This is a genomic window from Microcystis sp. LEGE 00066 (genome assembly GCF_015207925.1).
Taxonomy (GTDB): Bacteria; Cyanobacteriota; Cyanobacteriia; order Cyanobacteriales; family Microcystaceae; genus Microcystis; species Microcystis ichthyoblabe_A.
The window spans coordinates 1-14,659 of sequence record NZ_JADEVX010000113.1; the positions used below are offsets into that span (position 1 = coordinate 1).

13 protein-coding genes and 3 pseudogenes are annotated in these 14,659 nt (G+C 43.3%); 8 read left to right on the forward strand and 8 right to left on the reverse strand.

Annotated elements, in window-relative coordinates:
• Positions 1–53: 53 nt before the first annotated feature.
• Entirely contained in the window at positions 54–1,010 is a 957-nt protein-coding gene (locus IQ224_RS15365; protein WP_002748320.1) for an RNA polymerase sigma factor, RpoD/SigA family, read from the reverse strand.
• A gap of 562 nt (positions 1,011–1,572) precedes the next feature.
• On the opposite strand from IQ224_RS15365, the gene IQ224_RS15370 reads away from it, so the two are divergent.
• Together IQ224_RS15370 and IQ224_RS15375 are read left to right on the forward strand one after the other, a co-directional pair.
• Positions 1,573–2,211, forward strand: a complete 639-nt coding sequence (locus tag IQ224_RS15370; protein ID WP_002748319.1) for an LON peptidase substrate-binding domain-containing protein — start codon at positions 1,573–1,575, stop codon at positions 2,209–2,211.
• A 184-nt stretch (positions 2,212–2,395) separates the two neighbouring features.
• Positions 2,396–2,998, forward strand: coding sequence for a Crp/Fnr family transcriptional regulator (locus IQ224_RS15375; RefSeq protein WP_002748318.1), 603 nt, complete (start codon positions 2,396–2,398; stop codon positions 2,996–2,998).
• Positions 2,999–3,421: 423 nt separating this feature from the next.
• On the opposite strand, the gene IQ224_RS15380 is transcribed toward IQ224_RS15375, so the two are convergent.
• Together IQ224_RS15380 and IQ224_RS15385 are read right to left on the reverse strand one after the other, a co-directional pair.
• Positions 3,422–4,630 carry a 4-hydroxy-3-methylbut-2-enyl diphosphate reductase gene (locus IQ224_RS15380; RefSeq protein ID WP_194033163.1) on the reverse strand — a complete coding sequence of 403 codons (1,209 nt, stop codon included), beginning with the start codon at positions 4,628–4,630 and terminating at the stop codon, positions 3,422–3,424.
• Positions 4,631–4,724: 94 nt separating this feature from the next.
• A complete protein-coding gene (locus IQ224_RS15385; protein ID WP_002738641.1) occupies positions 4,725–5,198 on the reverse strand; it encodes a CRR6 family NdhI maturation factor in 474 nt (157 codons plus the stop codon).
• Positions 5,199–5,869: 671 nt separating this feature from the next.
• Between IQ224_RS15385 and IQ224_RS24635 the strand changes: the two genes are divergently transcribed.
• The 4 genes and pseudogenes from IQ224_RS24635 (at position 5,870) to IQ224_RS15405 (ending at position 7,885) form a co-directional block, all read left to right on the forward strand.
• On the forward strand, positions 5,870–5,992 hold the full coding sequence (locus IQ224_RS24635) for a hypothetical protein (RefSeq protein WP_002748314.1): 123 nt from the start codon (positions 5,870–5,872) through the stop codon (positions 5,990–5,992).
• Between the two features lie 188 nt (positions 5,993–6,180).
• Positions 6,181–6,765: pseudogene (locus IQ224_RS15395) on the forward strand (bile acid:sodium symporter family protein); the annotation flags it as partial.
• Positions 6,766–6,960: 195 nt separating this feature from the next.
• Positions 6,961–7,245 (forward strand): annotated as a pseudogene (locus tag IQ224_RS15400) (bile acid:sodium symporter family protein); the annotation flags it as partial.
• Between the two features lie 43 nt (positions 7,246–7,288).
• Complete coding sequence (locus tag IQ224_RS15405; RefSeq protein ID WP_002748308.1) at positions 7,289–7,885, forward strand: hypothetical protein; 597 nt, start codon at positions 7,289–7,291, stop codon at positions 7,883–7,885.
• Between the two features lie 23 nt (positions 7,886–7,908).
• On the opposite strand, the gene recA is transcribed toward IQ224_RS15405, so the two are convergent.
• The 3 genes from recA to IQ224_RS15420 all read right to left on the reverse strand — a co-directional run bounded on the left by recA (position 7,909) and on the right by IQ224_RS15420 (position 10,625).
• Entirely contained in the window at positions 7,909–8,976 is a 1,068-nt protein-coding gene (gene recA / locus IQ224_RS15410) for a recombinase RecA (RefSeq protein ID WP_002739007.1), read from the reverse strand.
• 127 nt (positions 8,977–9,103) lie between these two features.
• Complete coding sequence (locus IQ224_RS15415) at positions 9,104–10,057, reverse strand: aldo/keto reductase (RefSeq protein ID WP_194033164.1); 954 nt, start codon at positions 10,055–10,057, stop codon at positions 9,104–9,106.
• A 394-nt stretch (positions 10,058–10,451) separates the two neighbouring features.
• On the reverse strand, positions 10,452–10,625 hold the full coding sequence (locus IQ224_RS15420; RefSeq protein WP_194033165.1) for a hypothetical protein: 174 nt from the start codon (positions 10,623–10,625) through the stop codon (positions 10,452–10,454).
• 163 nt (positions 10,626–10,788) lie between these two features.
• Between IQ224_RS15420 and IQ224_RS15425 the strand changes: the two genes are divergently transcribed.
• Positions 10,789–12,081 carry a pentapeptide repeat-containing protein gene (locus IQ224_RS15425; RefSeq protein WP_194033166.1) on the forward strand — a complete coding sequence of 431 codons (1,293 nt, stop codon included), beginning with the start codon at positions 10,789–10,791 and terminating at the stop codon, positions 12,079–12,081.
• Positions 12,082–12,701: 620 nt separating this feature from the next.
• Here the strand turns inward: IQ224_RS15425 and IQ224_RS15430 are convergent.
• Both IQ224_RS15430 and IQ224_RS15435 read right to left on the reverse strand, forming a co-directional pair.
• Positions 12,702–13,037, reverse strand: coding sequence for a XisI protein (locus tag IQ224_RS15430; protein ID WP_002748301.1), 336 nt, complete (start codon positions 13,035–13,037; stop codon positions 12,702–12,704).
• Positions 13,025–13,186, reverse strand: a pseudogene (locus IQ224_RS15435) (element excision factor XisH family protein); the annotation flags it as partial. The pseudogene IQ224_RS15435 and the gene IQ224_RS15430, both read right to left, overlap by 13 nt.
• Positions 13,187–13,682: 496 nt before the next feature.
• Between IQ224_RS15435 and IQ224_RS15440 the strand changes: the two are divergent.
• The gene (locus tag IQ224_RS15440; protein ID WP_002748299.1) at positions 13,683–14,408 is read left to right on the forward strand and encodes a 2-phosphosulfolactate phosphatase family protein; all 726 of its coding nucleotides are present in this window, start codon (positions 13,683–13,685) and stop codon (positions 14,406–14,408) included.
• Positions 14,409–14,659 lie beyond the last annotated feature (251 nt).

Genomic DNA, 14,659 nt, shown 5'->3' on the forward strand with positions numbered 1-14,659 from the left:
CCACACCCCACACCCTACACCCTGCCCCCACGAACAGCTTTTTGCAGCAAACCCTAACTAGCTAGATATTCTCTGATCTTGGCCTTGCGTTTTCTTAATTTAGCGATCGCTTCTCGTTCGATCTGACGGACGCGTTCACGACTGATATTGAGTCGAACGCCTATTTTTGCTAGGGTGAGGGGCTGCCCATTATCTAAACCAAAACGCAGACAAATCACTTCTTTTTGTTGAGGGGTGAGGTCTGCCATCAGTTTTTCTAAGTCCACCTGGAGGGAAGAATGGGCAGTGTAATCTTCCGGGGAAAGTCCCGTATCTTCCAAGAGTTCCCCTAATTCCGTGTCTTGATTGTCCCCCACCTTTAAGTCAAGGGAAAGGGGTTGACGAGACCTTTCCAAGTAGTCTCGCACCTGTTTGGGAGTTAGGTCTAATTCCTCGGCTAATTCGGCAATGGTGGCAGCGCGACCTTTATCTTGAGCTAGTTGACGCTGGGCCTTTTTGATTTTATTCAGTTTTTCGGTGATGTGGATGGGCAGACGGATGGTGCGACTTTTTTCTGCGATCGCCCGGGTGATAGCTTGGCGAATCCACCAATAGGCATAGGTGGAGAAGCGATAGCCTTTGGTGGGATCGAATTTTTCCACCCCTCTTTGCATCCCAATGGTTCCCTCTTGGATCAGATCTAATAGATCTAGATTGCGTTTTAGGTATTTTTTAGCGACGGAAACCACTAGACGCAGGTTCGCTTCTACCATCTTACGTTTGGCGAAATCCCCTGCCCCCAATTCTCGACGCAGTTGTTCTTCACTAATTTCCGCCGCTTCTGACCACTGGCGATCGCTGGGGTCGCTGCCGAGTTTCGCCCTTAGGGATTCTTTGATTTTTTCCAGAAAAATTAATCTTTGTACCTGTTTCGCGTAGAGAATTTCTTCTTCATGGCTGAGAAGGGGAACTCGGCCAATTTCTCTGAGATAGGCGCGAACTGGATCGGTGGGGTTTTTCGAGGTTTTCATGAGTGCGCGTCGGTTGAGGGTTGATATTCAGGGATTGATGGCGTTTTTCAGATTGCTTCCCCAGGGCAGTAAAGGAGATGCTATCAGAGTTTTTTCTCGTTTTGTAAAGAGATAAGTGAGTGGTTACTCAACTATAGAGAGAAATCTCATTGACTATTTAATTGCCTCTATAGTCCTTTTTTTGGCTATATATAGATTTTATGGGCATAAATGGCGAGTAGTGAGAAGCTTGGTTATTTAACTAATATTACAACAATTATTAAATATTGTAAAGTTTATGAGAAAAAAATCACCCCTCTTAGGAAAGCACCAATGAAGAGGAGGTTTGAGTATCTCTACTCATAGATTAGCCAAAGGTTTCCGATCAGGATGCAATCTAGATGACAAAATCAGCAATTTTCTCAGATAGCGATCGCAGGGTAGGCAGTGAGGGAAGTATTTTCAGTGAACAGTGAACTGAAAACTCACAGCTGACGACCGTCTCCCGTCTATTGCCCTTGCCTAGCGGTTCAGGGGGGATTGTGTAAAAATAAGAGAAGATCGGTTTTTTTTTACTAAACCTATGGCCACTTCTTCCATTGCCGTTAGAGAATTACCTCTCTTTCCCCTACCCGAAGTTGTTTTATTTCCGGGTCGTCCCCTGCCCCTACACATCTTCGAGTTTCGCTATCGGATTATGATGAATACGATATTGGAAGAAGATCGCCGTTTTGGGGTCTTAATGGTAGATCCGGCCACGGGAGAAATCGCTAAAGTGGGCAGTTGTGCGGAAGTTGTCCGTTGTCAACGTCTTCCAGATGATCGCTTAAAAATTCTCACCATCGGTCAACAGCGCTTCCGTGTCCTAGAATACGTCCGGGAAAAACCCTATCGTGTCGGTTTAGTGGAATGGATTGAAGATGTCCCCACCACCCAAGATCTGCGACCTCTGTCCAAAGAAGTGGATCGACTGCTGCGGGACGTGGTTCATCTATCAGCCAAATTAACCGCTCAAAAAATTGAACTCCCCGACGATTTGCCTAGTCTTCCCCTGGAATTATCCTACTGGGTGGCGGGTAATCTCTACGGTGTGGCCGGGGAACAACAAGCTTTATTAGAAATGCTCGATACAGTCAGTCGTCTCCAACGAGAATCGGAAATTCTCACCTCAACCCGCAATCATCTGGCCGCTCGCACGGCTCTTAAAGATGCTTTAAATTAATGATCTGTAGGTTTTTCAGCTGCGGCAGCGGATGTTATTTCAGTGAACAGTGATCAGTAAACAGTAATCGGTGAACTGATCACTGTTCACTGATTACTGTTAACCTGGGGATTACCTAATGTTTACCTTGATACAGTAAAGTGGGGTTGAAATTGTTAGCCCCTCGCCTAGGAGAACTTTGATCATGTTGCTCACCTATAATCCCAACGTCTCACCCTTCCGAGAAGACTATAGCGAGAGTCGTCGGCTCCACTTTTATGAGCGCGGGGAGAATATTCCTCTGGTGGCTGATGGAGTCTGGCAAGTTTATCGGGGTATGGCGCAACTAAGTCAAGTATCTGAGAGTGGAGAGGAAATTTTACTAGGTTGGGTTCATTCATCCCACTTTTTCGGCTTAAATTTGACTCATCTGGAATCTTATCACGCCAGAGCCTTGTCGGAACTGTACCTAAAATGGTACACGATCACCGAAGTGGAAAATTCGGCGGAATTAACCAGGATGATGTTAAATCAAATGATTCGTCGTCAACAACAAACGGAATCGCTCCTTGCGATCGCAGGACTGAAACGAGTGGAGGAACGTCTTCAGCAGTTACTACAGTTATTAAAGCGGGAAATGGGAGAACCAATCGCCCAAGGCAGTCGTTTAAAGATACGTTTAACCCATCAAAATCTCGCCAATGCTATCGGCACCACAAGGGTAACGGTGACGCGTTTGTTAGGGGAATTTCAGCGTCAGGGATGGGTGAGCAGCGATTGCGACCGCCATTTGATTATTCACCATTAATCCCTCTTCTGTCACTCTAGGGAACGGGAAAACAGAAATGACAGGGAAAAACGGATTCTAACAGAGAATTTATTCATCGATTAAGTTGATTATATAGAAAAGAAAAGTAGTGAATTAGTCCAGGGGTAAAGAAAACCCATAGCCAAGCTTTTCAGCGATTCAAGTAACCGAAAGGCTCGATAAATAACCAGGGTAAGCTCATCTTAACAATCCTTGACAAAATGGACTTGATGTGAGTTGCTTACCCGGAGAGCGCTTCAGGCATATTTGCTGAGAATTAGCCATCTCAATTGTTAAGCAAAAATCGACCCGTTTAGTCGATTTTGTAACTATTTTGATTGACTGGTATCACTTGAACTGCCCATGCGGATCACAAAATTGGCCAATTGTCAATAGCGTTTGAGATGCTCTCACCCTGGCTAATTAACCCTGGACTAAAGAAGATTTGAGCGCAAAAATTTTCTCGATTACCTCTTCTACCACCTTATCGGGAGTGGAAGCACCAGAAGTCACTCCGACGATAATTTTTCCCTCATTTAACCAGTTATCAGTGATGATTAAATCGCCACCTAAAGGTTTATGTTCGATGCGATTACCGGGGAGAATGCGCTCGGCACTATCGATATGATAGGAGGGAATGGCACGCTCGATCGCTATTTCCTGTAGGTGAGTGGTATTAGAGGAATTATAACCGCCAATTACCACCATTAAAGAAAGCGGTTCTTTCACCAGTTCAAACATGGCATCTTGACGCTCTTGAGTGGCATCACAGATGGTATTAAAACTCATAAAATGATCTTTAAAATTGATCGGTCCGTACTTTCTCAACATAGTATGCTCGAAGAGTTTGCCAATTTCCTCCGTTTCACTTTTCAGCATTGTGGTCTGATTGGCAATACCGATATAATCTAGATCGCGATCGGGATCGAAACCCTGGGAATGGGCATTTTTAAACTTCTCTAAAAACTCATTTTTATCACCACCGTGGAGAATATAATTAGCGACATAATTAGCTTGAGCCAAATTTAAAACGATTAAATAAGTGCCAGCAAAAGAGCTAGTGGCGATCGTTTCTTCGTGATTATATTTGCCGTGAATAATCGAAGTGTGGTCGCTTTTTTTGTGCTTTTCCACGGAATTCCACACCTTAGAAACCCAGGGACAAGTGGTATCCACAATCATGCAACCCTTATCGTTAAGTATTTTCATTTCCGAGACACTAGCCCCAAAAGCAGGTAAAATCACCACATCCCCTGATTCCACCACAGTAAAGTCTTTTTGGCCATTTTCCACCGGAATAAAACCCACGGCCATGGAGCGCAGACGCTGATTAACCGAGGGATTGTGAATAATTTCGTTAGTAATCCAGAGACGTTCTTGGGGAAAATGTTGACGAGTTTCGTAGGCCATAGCAACAGCGCGTTCTACCCCCCAACAAAAACCAAAAGCTTGAGCGAGATAGATCGTCACCTCACCCCGTTCTAAACGATAATTATTTTCACGAATTTCTTGGATCAGGTCGCTTTGATACTCATTGGTCATCGCATCCATTACTTCCTCTTTGTGACCGAATCCCTTGCGGTTATAGTTATCCGATTGCTGTAGGGTGCGTTTAAAGGATTTTGTATCCATGATTCTCTGATAGGGGTATTGGTGGCGCTAAATTGGGCGAGACAGTAGCTTGCCATATATTTAAAATACCTTATCTAGTCAGCCCAGGGAGTCTTTAGAGACTAGAGAGAAATTCCTCGTCGATATCGTAACCAAACTGTTGAGCGAAAAATTTTAAGCGAGATAAAGCAGGAATTTGCTGACTTTTCAGCCAATCAGACAAAATAAAGAGTTTTTGCATCACAAAAATCTCCAAAGCTTCGGGATTATATTGAATTCCTTCCCCGCGATGGAATTGATGGGGAACCAACATAGCAGCATAACGAGCGATTTCTCCCTGTTTTGGGTCAAGAATAAAGATTAACCAAGGATAAACCGCATCCAAACGCAGAAACCACAGCCTGACTTCCGGTATCTCCGATAATTCCCGCATATCACCCTCCGCACGAGGATAATCTATCTCTAATTGTAGAGCTTGTTCCAGTTTGGCGATCGCTGCCCGCGACTGATAATCTTGAATAATAGTCTCTAAAGATGAGAGATCGAGATTTTGAATCTGATTGGGGTTAAGAGCGATTTTGACAGTCATAGGAGCAAATAAAAGGTTATATCGGGCAAAATTACCGTTTTTTATCCCTAGATCACAATGATCTATCTCAGAAAATACTCTCAATCGGGACAAAAAAACTAATTATGACTATTCTCTCACTCCGGAGCGAGAGAGGGAAACCAGACTAAAATCCTCACAATTGGATTTCTCCCACAATTTAACCTCCCTTGCACACCGGGGTTTTTGGGATTGATAACTATTAGCTTGACGGGTAAACATAAGGTAATATCGTCTTCGTTTGCTCATCAGTTCCGCAGGGCTTCCTACTTCGCTAATTTTACCGTTTTCGAGAACAATAATGGTATCTGGCAGTGGACAAAGAGCTAATCGATGACTAAATAGGGTCTGCTGAAAAAGTTTTTCAGCAAACCCCATTTAAAACAAACAAAGGTTGAGTCTTCTCTGATGAATAATACAGATTATTACATTCTCCCGCACTCGAACCGGGGATAAAGGTACAATAGAACTGTAGGGTTCTGGAGGGTTGCTATGTTTACACACAACTTAGATGACAGAAAACTGCCCCTCGATCGAGAAGGGAAAACTCTGCAAAAACTCACCTATCGTTCACCGAAAATCCACCACCTTGATCGCCCCAGCAATTTGTCAATGGTAGGGAATTCAAGGATTGTGGGATTTAGGAGGAAAATTTGCCCTCGTTATTCTTGATGGGAGTCCTGCGACAACATTTCCTAGGCATTGCTGGTGTCAAAAGTGGTAGTCGCATCGGCAGTTCCCTAGCTGTGATCCCATGGTTGCCACCAAGCAACTGAAGTGAGACGGGGATATCATCCCAGAGGGGGAAGAGAAACCAGACTAAAATCCCTGGGGTTGGATTTCTCCTGCAATTTAACCCCCTCTGCACACTGGGGGTTTTTTAGTCGGCAAAATCGGGAACCAGGGACAAGAATAAATTAGTCAATTTATGGGAAAATAAGCTCATCTTCTCGGCTTTTATCCCATGCAGGCCAACTTTTTTACTAATATCCTCTTACCCGTTGCCCTAGGCGTTTTAATGTTAGGCATGGGATTAGGATTAATTCCCGCCGATTTTCAGCGTATCACTCGTTATCCCAAGGCAGTCCTGATCGGTTTAGTCAATCAAATTATTATTCTACCGATCGTCGGTTTTATTATTGCTTCTCTTTTGCCTCTCCGTCCAGAAATTGCCGTCGGTTTAATGATTGTCGCGATTTGCCCCGGCGGTCCTTCCCCCAATGTTTTAACCTATTTAGCTAAGGGAGATGTGGCTCTTTCTGTTACTTTAACCGCTTTTAGCAGCATCATCACCATTTTCACAATACCTTTTTTAGCTAGTTTCACTCTCCAGCATTTTATGGGGGAAAGTGCCGCCATCTCCCTACCCATTGGTTCCACTATGGCGCAGATATTTTTGATTATACTTTTACCGATGATTATCGGTATGACTATCCGCCATTACTTCCCTTTACTGGCCAAAAGTATGGAACCGATAACTAATCGTTTGTCCGTAATTTTTCTAGCAGTTATTATCTGCTTATTAATCCTGAGAGAATGGCAACGTTTACCTTTATGGCTCTTCGTTACTTGGTATGGTTCGATAGGGGGGCATAAATTGACTAAATCCTTACCTGGCAAGAGACTTAATTGATGAGTTCGCTTTAGATGAAAAACAATTGACAAAAATCGCCAAATGCCTTTCTACATAAGGGTTCCATCCCCTATAACCCCAGTCCATTGCATAACACAAACCGAAGAGCCACCTTTATTTATCGCTCAAACTGGCCTGGCAGTGATTATTTTAAACACGATTACTTCCCTAATTGGCTTTTTCAGTGGTCGTTTATTTCAATTAACTATTTCCCAAAGAATTTGTATCGCAATTGAAGTGGGTATTCAAAGCGGCACTTTAGCTATTGCTATCACTGCCGGTTTATTAAAGAATCCCGATCTAACCATTCCCGCAATTGTCTATAGTTTATGGATGTATGTCAGCGCTTTTATCGCTGTTTATTATGGTCGCCAAAAAGCCGCTTTGGCAAAATAGCTAAATCGGGTGATAGGATATAGCTAAAAACTGATAACTGATTATGTTAATTGGTAAATATTTAACCCTAGAGGAATTATCTACCTGTTCCCAAACTTATCAAAAGTACGCGGCACAAATCGATCCCTACCCAAAAAATCCCGCAACGATAAGCGCTTGGCAAAATCTCGCTCACTTTATTATCGATCCAATTATTGATAATTTTGGTCGAGAAAAATTTCAATTAACCTATGGATTTTGTTCCAGTGATCTGAGAAAATTTCTCCAAAAAAAAGACCCGATCACCGGCTTAAAAAACGGTAGAATCGATCCCAGTCTTGATCAACATTGCGCCCACGAAATTAATCAAAAAGGTCAATATTATTGTCAGCGATTGGGGGCAGCCTGTGATTTTCGGATTATCAATTTAACGAGCGATCGCCTAATAGATTGGATTTTAACCGCAAAATTACCCTTTGATTCTCTCTATTTTTACGGAATTAATCGCCCGATTCATATCAGCTACGGACCCCAACATAAACGAGATCTATGGACTTTTACCCCTAAAGGAACACCGACTAAAAAAGGTTTACAATCATGGTTAGAAGCCGCTAAATCTATCGATTCTGAAGCTAAAAAATCCCCCAAAATAGGGGGATAACCAAGACTTAAAACCGTCTTCTTTTAGATTTCTGGTTCCAGATCGTCCTCTTCGTCCTCATCGGCCGGTTCCGTGGGTAAAGGAACCGAACCCATGTCTAATTTATCCCGCAATAACTTCTCAATTTCTGCCGCTACTTCTGGCCTTTCTTCGAGATATTTAACGGCATTATCGCGACCCTGGGCAATATTTTCGCCATTATAGCTATACCATGCCCCTTTACGAGTAACCACGTTAGTTTGTTCGGCGATATCGAGCATACAACCCACCTGGGAAATGCCTTTACCGAAGATAATATCAAATTCAGCAATCCGGAAAGGAGGCGCGACTTTATTTTTAGCCACCTTAACTTTAGCCCGAATTCCGTATTCCCCTTCCGTGCCTTTTTTCAAAGTTTGAATGCGACGGATATCTAAACGCACCGAGGCATAGAATTTTAAGGCCGTTCCCCCGGTGGTCACTTCAGGATTGCCGTAGGTGACACCGATTTTTTGCCGCAGTTGGTTGAGGAAAATCACCACACAACCAGATTTACCAATATTACCGGCAATTTTTCGCAGGGCTTTACTCATCAAACGGGCCTGCAAACCCACCTGATTATCCCCCATTTCCCCTTCAATTTCCGCCCTCGGCACTAAAGCGGCCACCGAGTCGATGACGACGATATCCACGGCCGAAGAACGCACTAACTGGTCAACTATTTCTAAGGCTGCCTCCCCCGTATCCGGTTGTGCCACCAGTAAATTATTGATATCTACCCCTAAATCTTCCGAATAGGTGGGATCTAAAGCGTGTTCCGCATCGACAAAGGCCGCCACTCCCCCAGCTTTCTGCACTTCTGCGATCGCATGGAGGGCTAAGGTGGTTTTTCCAGAACTTTCTGGCCCGTAAATTTCGACGATGCGGCCTTTCGGTAAACCGCCACCCAAGGCCATATCTAGGGTTAAAGCACCACTAGGTACGGTTTCCACCCGCATCCGGGTGGCGTCTCCTAAACGCATAATCGAACCTTTGCCAAAGTTGCGCTCGATTTGATTTAAGACTAAACCCAAGGCTTTATCTCGATCGGAATTATTTGTCATTGTCGCCATTAATTTTCTCCCCAGTTTTCTTAAGTAGTACAGCAGTATCTAAAGATTGTAGCTTGTTTTAATCTTGATCACCAAAAAGTTAGAGACTTTTTCCAGAATGGTGATCAAAAATCAAAAGTTTTGATTTTTACAGCCAAGGCCGGCTCATCTGTTCTAATTGCGTCACCTCTTGCGCTTCTAAACTCCATCCTAATGCCCCGGCATTTTCGATCGCCTGGGCCGCAGTTTTGGCCCCCGGAATGGGAATTACATCCCCTTGAGCGATTAACCAATTGAGGGCGACTTGTGCGGGGGTTTTTTGGTATTTTGCGCCCAATTCTTGCATTACCCTTAAAATTGGGGCTATTTTCTCCAAACCTTCTTTTTTGAACCGCGAGTCAACTTTTCTGGCTCCATCGGGCAAATTCTGGCTTTCTGGGCTATATTTACCCGTCAGTAGTCCTTGAGCGAGGGGGCTGTAGGCGAGGATGGTGACACCTAATTCCTTGGCCGTGGCTAAAATTGCCTTAGTTTCTATTTTGCGATACAAAAGCGAATACTGCACCTGATTGACCGCTAAGGGAACCTCTTTTTTCGCCAAAATCTGGCTTGCTTGACGCATTTGCTCGGCGGAATAATTACTTACACCCACGGAACCAATTCGGCTGCGTTTTACTTCTTCCCCTAGGGCATTGATTAGGGTTTCTTGGCTAATTAGGAAGGTGAAGGGCCAATGTACTTGGTAAAGAGCCATTTTATCGGTTTTTAGACGGTTTAAGCTCTCGGTAATGGCATTATGCACCGCATTCGCCCCAAATCGCCACGGTACGGGGGCAAATTTGCTGGCAATATCGATGGGAATATCAGTCTCTTGCGTAAATTTTCCTAAGAGTCGTTCCGATTCCCCCAGTCCATAGACTTCGGCAGTGTCAAAAAAGGTGATTCCTGCCTCTACTGCCGCTTTAAAGGCCGCTTCTACCTGACTAGCTCCGTATTCCTTGCCATAGTTCCAGAATAGTTTATCCCCCCATGCCCAAGTCCCAATTCCTAAGGCACTGACGGAAATTCCTGTTTGTCCGAGATTAGCGGTTTGTCTAGTCATATTCTCTACACGGAATGACAGCGTTTCCCATTAAAGTTGAAGTGTAACCTATATTTGGTCTGACTCACCACTAACCCCCTTTTTTGATTCCGGGAAATTCGCACCCATAATTAATGGGAAAGGACTTGACTTTGCCGGCGACTTGCGCTATGCTTTTCTTATAATGGGAATCCGTGCAAAATTTTTTTAGATGCAAAGATTTCTATTATAAATAAAATCTTTTAAAAATATTATCCCAAAATCTGCCGATAAAAGCAAGCGAAATTTTGCCGATAATTGTTAAGTTTTGTTAACCAAGAAATACAGAGATCAGCAAGGTCAAAAAATCGAAGTCTCTTGCTGATCCTGTTTGTCGCCTAAGCTATGATTAGGTTAGGCGAATTTGGCGCTTTGACTAATTGTTAGTGCTAATTTCCGTGGTTTCAACAATTGCCGTCGGTTGGCAGGGAGTGGGTTGAAATTTCTCTGGAAAAGAGAAGCCTAAAAATGATGCGATCGCAACTATGGTGCTGATAATTTTGGCAAGACTAACAAGGTCTTCTCTGTACTTTAACCAATATTTATACATAATCATCAATCCTTTTACTTAGGAGGTGAACTATCTTTAGATTAAAAAAATTCTGATTATTTGTCGTTACTCAAAAGTCATGAAAATGGTACTTTTTTTAGGTACTCTCAAGTAACCTGACAAGGTACTGAAAAGTAATCTTAAGTCCTGTTACCCTTAAAAAATGATGATAAATGAACTAAAAATGACTGAAACTAAAACCCTTTCATGGACTGAATTAGAAATGCTGGTTAATGATCTGAAAAAAAAGCATACAAACAAGGGATTAACGGACGTGGAGACAACAATATTAAGAGGTATTTTTGATGATAAAAAATATGCTGATCTAGCGGAAGAAATTAGTCAAGAAGAACAGTCAATCAAGAATGCGGCTCATAAGTTATGGAAAATCTTGTCAGAGCAAATGGGTGAAAAGATTGACAGTAACAATCTGATTACTGCTTTGGCAAGGTATAGAGATAATTCTCAGACATTTGATCATAACAATAAACCGCAAACTCAGCAATCAGATAAAGTTTTTGAATTAGTTATTGAGGTAGGGATAGACGAACTGACACCAGAGAACAATGATAAAATTATCAGCTTTCTTCAAAAAATCGCCAGAGACGAGACGATCAAGCCTATTATGAAACTTAAAGGCAGTATTCGGCTATTTTTAGAAGGTTCAGAAGATGGACTACAGCGCCTAGCAGATTTACATCAATCGGGGGAATTGCAAGCCCTTCTCAATGAACTTAAATCAGACGATATACCCGAAATTATCGTCACAAAAGCAGAGTTCACTACAGATGCAAAAGTTATTGAAAAAGCCGAATTAATTAAGGCAATTCGAGAGGGAACAATCGATAAGACAACTCTACAACAAGTTGATTTAAGTGGGGCTATCCTGAGAGGGGCTGCCCTGATTGGGGCTGCCCTGATTGAGGCTGACCTGATTGAGGCTGACCTGATTGAGGCTGATCTGAGAGGGGCTATCCTGAGAGGGGCTTTCCTGAGTAGGGCTTTCCTGATTGAGGCTAACCTGAGAGGGGCTATCCTGAGAGGGGCTTTCCTGAGAGGGGCTGACCTGAGTAGGACTAACCTGAGTAGGGCTATACTTATTGAGGCTGACCTGAGTGGAGCTATCCTGAGTGGAGCTATCCTGAGAAGGGCTAACCTAAGTGTGGCTATCCTGAGAGAGGCTATCTTGAGTGGGGCTATCCTGAGAGAGGCTATCCTGAGTGGGGCTTTCCTGGGTTGGGCTATCCTGAGAGAGGCTGACCTGAGAGAGGCTGACCTGAGAGGGGCTAACCTGATTGAGGCTGACCTGAGTGGGGCTATCCTGAGTGGGGCGGAAGTCGAAAACGCTATCTTTACCGGTGCAACGGGGATCACCCCCGAACAAAAACAGGATTTGATTCGACGAGGGGCAATTTTTGGGGATAATTCTAACGATCGCAGTAAAGTATTAGTTTAAAACAGCCTTTGATCTCCACCTTCAGCAGAGATTTAGGTAGGGTTGGCTGAATAAATGTGAAATATAGACGAGATAAGGGGTTTGGCGGCCTGTTTAGCCAAGCAGCTGCAAGATTTTCAAGCTGGTGGCTCAAAAACCTTGTATCTTAACCAGCGATCGCCCTTACTTTTTCAGCCAACCCATAATTAATGGGAAAGGACTTGACTTTGCCGGCGACTTGCGCTATGCTTTTCTTATAATGGGAATCTGTGCAAAATTTTTTTAGACGCACAGATTTCCATTATGAATAAAATCTTTTAAAAATATTATCCCAAAATCTGCCGATAAAAGCAAGCAAAATTTTGCCGATAATTGTTAAGTTTTGTTAACAGAGAAATACAGAGATCAGCAAGGTAAAAAAAATCGAAGTCTCTTGCTGATCCTGTTTGTCGCCTAAGCTATGATTAGGTTAGGCGAATTGGCTCTTCTGGTTTTTGTGTGGAAGGAAGAAGAATAGGGATAATTTGGGTGCATCTCAATTTTGTCGAAATATCTATAGGATATTTTGGGCGCACGCGGTGCGCCCCTACCATTGGCGCAATAATATTATTGTAGGGGCGAATTGCATTCGCCCTCTTTGATTAACCCACCGCAAACCCTGTATATTCTCTGACTAGGGGTTCATGAAAGGCTAAAACAATATCTTCTTTAGGAACACCTAAATTAACTAATTCATTGGCAATTCCCACCTCAGTGCCATCATGTTGTATCCAGATTTTACCCTTTTTAATATCGAGATGCAAAACACAACCATGATATCTTCGTCTATTTTTCCAGCCAACATACATCAATTGATAGTGATCGCCAACTGTATCAAAAATCAATTGTTGTTCAATCGGATCTTTAGATGAACCTATCTGAGAATATTCAGTAATGACTTGCTTGACATAGTGACGATATTGTTCTAATTTTTCCATGGGACAATTACCTCCCCAATCGGATCATAAATAATCAGGTAAATTTGAAATCGTTTAACGACAGTTTGAATAAATCGCAATTCAAAAAAACTATAATAAATATCTAAGGGAACATCTAAATATAACTGTCTTTTAGGTTCTTTTTCTTCTCCTTTTCTCACTGCACCATGAAAACGATCTTTAGCAGAGTTAGCAGGCATAATAATTATTAATGATAACATTTCGTCATGACGATCGACCCGGGTGAGAACATCTCAAACCCTATTGACAATTGACCAATTTTGTGATCCGCGTGGGTATTTCAAGTGATAAGGGACTTGCGTGAGAATAATATCCCAATCGATCGGAGGGCGCAAGCTTTGCGCCCCTACAGTAACGGATTTTGTCCACAATGTAGGGGCGAACTGCGTTCGCCCAAAAGGTACATTATCAAAGCGCAAGTCCCTAAGCTAAGACGTATTTAAACCGCTTATTCTGAGATTAGCCCCCCCTTGCCTGATCCAAACAAGCAATTTGAATTACGAACAGCTTAACTAGCTGACATCCATCGTGATAAAATCGGCCTTGTCTTTCTTCTGCCAGCGCGATGCCGAGCGGCGGTATGTTGAGCTTATTTCCCCTTTTACTTTTTACTTGGTATAACTCGTGCAGGTTTTCATTTATCATACTCCCGAACTTACCCCCGTCCATACTCTACCCGATTGCGCCGTCGTTATCGATGTTTTAAGAGCGACAACCACGATCGCCACTGCCCTCAATGCCGGTGCAGAAGCAGTGCAAACCTTTAGCGATCTGAAAACCCTGATGCAGGTGAGCGATACTTGGCAACCAGAAAAACGTCTCCGGGCAGGAGAAAGAGGCGGTGCGAAAGTGGAAGGCTGCGATCTGGGCAATTCTCCCCTCGATTGTACCCCTGATTTAATGAAAGGTCGTCGTCTGTTTATCAGCACCACTAACGGCACTCGCGCTCTGCAAAGGGTGGAAGAATCCCCAATCGTGATCACTGCGGCTATGATCAATCGGCAAGCTGCGGTTAATTACTTATTGGATAGGCAGCCCGACACCGTCTGGATTGTTGGCTCTGGTTGGGAAGGGGGTTATTCTCTGGAAGATACGGCCTGTGCTGGAGCGATCGCCAATGCGCTACAAGAACAATCGGGGCAAATGGCGATCGGTAATGATGAGGTGATCGCCTCGATCGCTCTTTATCGTCAATGGCAAAATGATCTTTTAGGAATGTTCCACAGTTGTAGTCATGGTCAGCGCCTCTTGCGTCTCCACTGTCAAGAAGATTTAAAATACTGCGCTAATATTGACTCTCTTGATGTTTTACCGATCCAAAAAGAACCGAGCATTTTAGTCAAACTTTAGACATTACCACCCAGAGAAAGGGTCATCCGTGCCGGTAGGAGCATCAATCCTACCCGGATTCCTTTATTTATAGTTTACCAAATAAATCTAAAAACTTTGTTGGATAAGAATTTCAGACCTTTTTGAAATCCAAAAGCGCCTCGTCTGGGAGTGATCAGGGGGAAAATTCTGGGACTTTTTCCCTGAAAATTAGGTAATTGAGCAGATGAAAATCGGTAAAACCCTACACCCCACACCCCACACCCCACACC

Bases quoted from the DNA above. Each gene is read 5' to 3' on its own strand.
- IQ224_RS15365 (WP_002748320.1), bottom strand. From the start codon at position 1,010: ATGAAAACCTCGAAAAACCCCACCGATCCAGTTCGCGCCTATCTCAGA.
- IQ224_RS15370 (WP_002748319.1), top strand. From the start codon at position 1,573: ATGGCCACTTCTTCCATTGCCGTTAGAGAATTACCTCTCTTTCCCCTA.
- IQ224_RS15375 (WP_002748318.1), top strand. From the start codon at position 2,396: ATGTTGCTCACCTATAATCCCAACGTCTCACCCTTCCGAGAAGACTAT.
- IQ224_RS15380 (WP_194033163.1), bottom strand. From the start codon at position 4,630: ATGGATACAAAATCCTTTAAACGCACCCTACAGCAATCGGATAACTAT.
- IQ224_RS15385 (WP_002738641.1), bottom strand. From the start codon at position 5,198: ATGACTGTCAAAATCGCTCTTAACCCCAATCAGATTCAAAATCTCGAT.
- IQ224_RS15405 (WP_002748308.1), top strand. From the start codon at position 7,289: ATGTTAATTGGTAAATATTTAACCCTAGAGGAATTATCTACCTGTTCC.
- recA (WP_002739007.1), bottom strand. From the start codon at position 8,976: ATGGCGACAATGACAAATAATTCCGATCGAGATAAAGCCTTGGGTTTA.
- IQ224_RS15415 (WP_194033164.1), bottom strand. From the start codon at position 10,057: ATGACTAGACAAACCGCTAATCTCGGACAAACAGGAATTTCCGTCAGT.
- IQ224_RS15420 (WP_194033165.1), bottom strand. From the start codon at position 10,625: ATGTATAAATATTGGTTAAAGTACAGAGAAGACCTTGTTAGTCTTGCC.
- IQ224_RS15425 (WP_194033166.1), top strand. From the start codon at position 10,789: ATGATGATAAATGAACTAAAAATGACTGAAACTAAAACCCTTTCATGG.
- IQ224_RS15430 (WP_002748301.1), bottom strand. From the start codon at position 13,037: ATGGAAAAATTAGAACAATATCGTCACTATGTCAAGCAAGTCATTACT.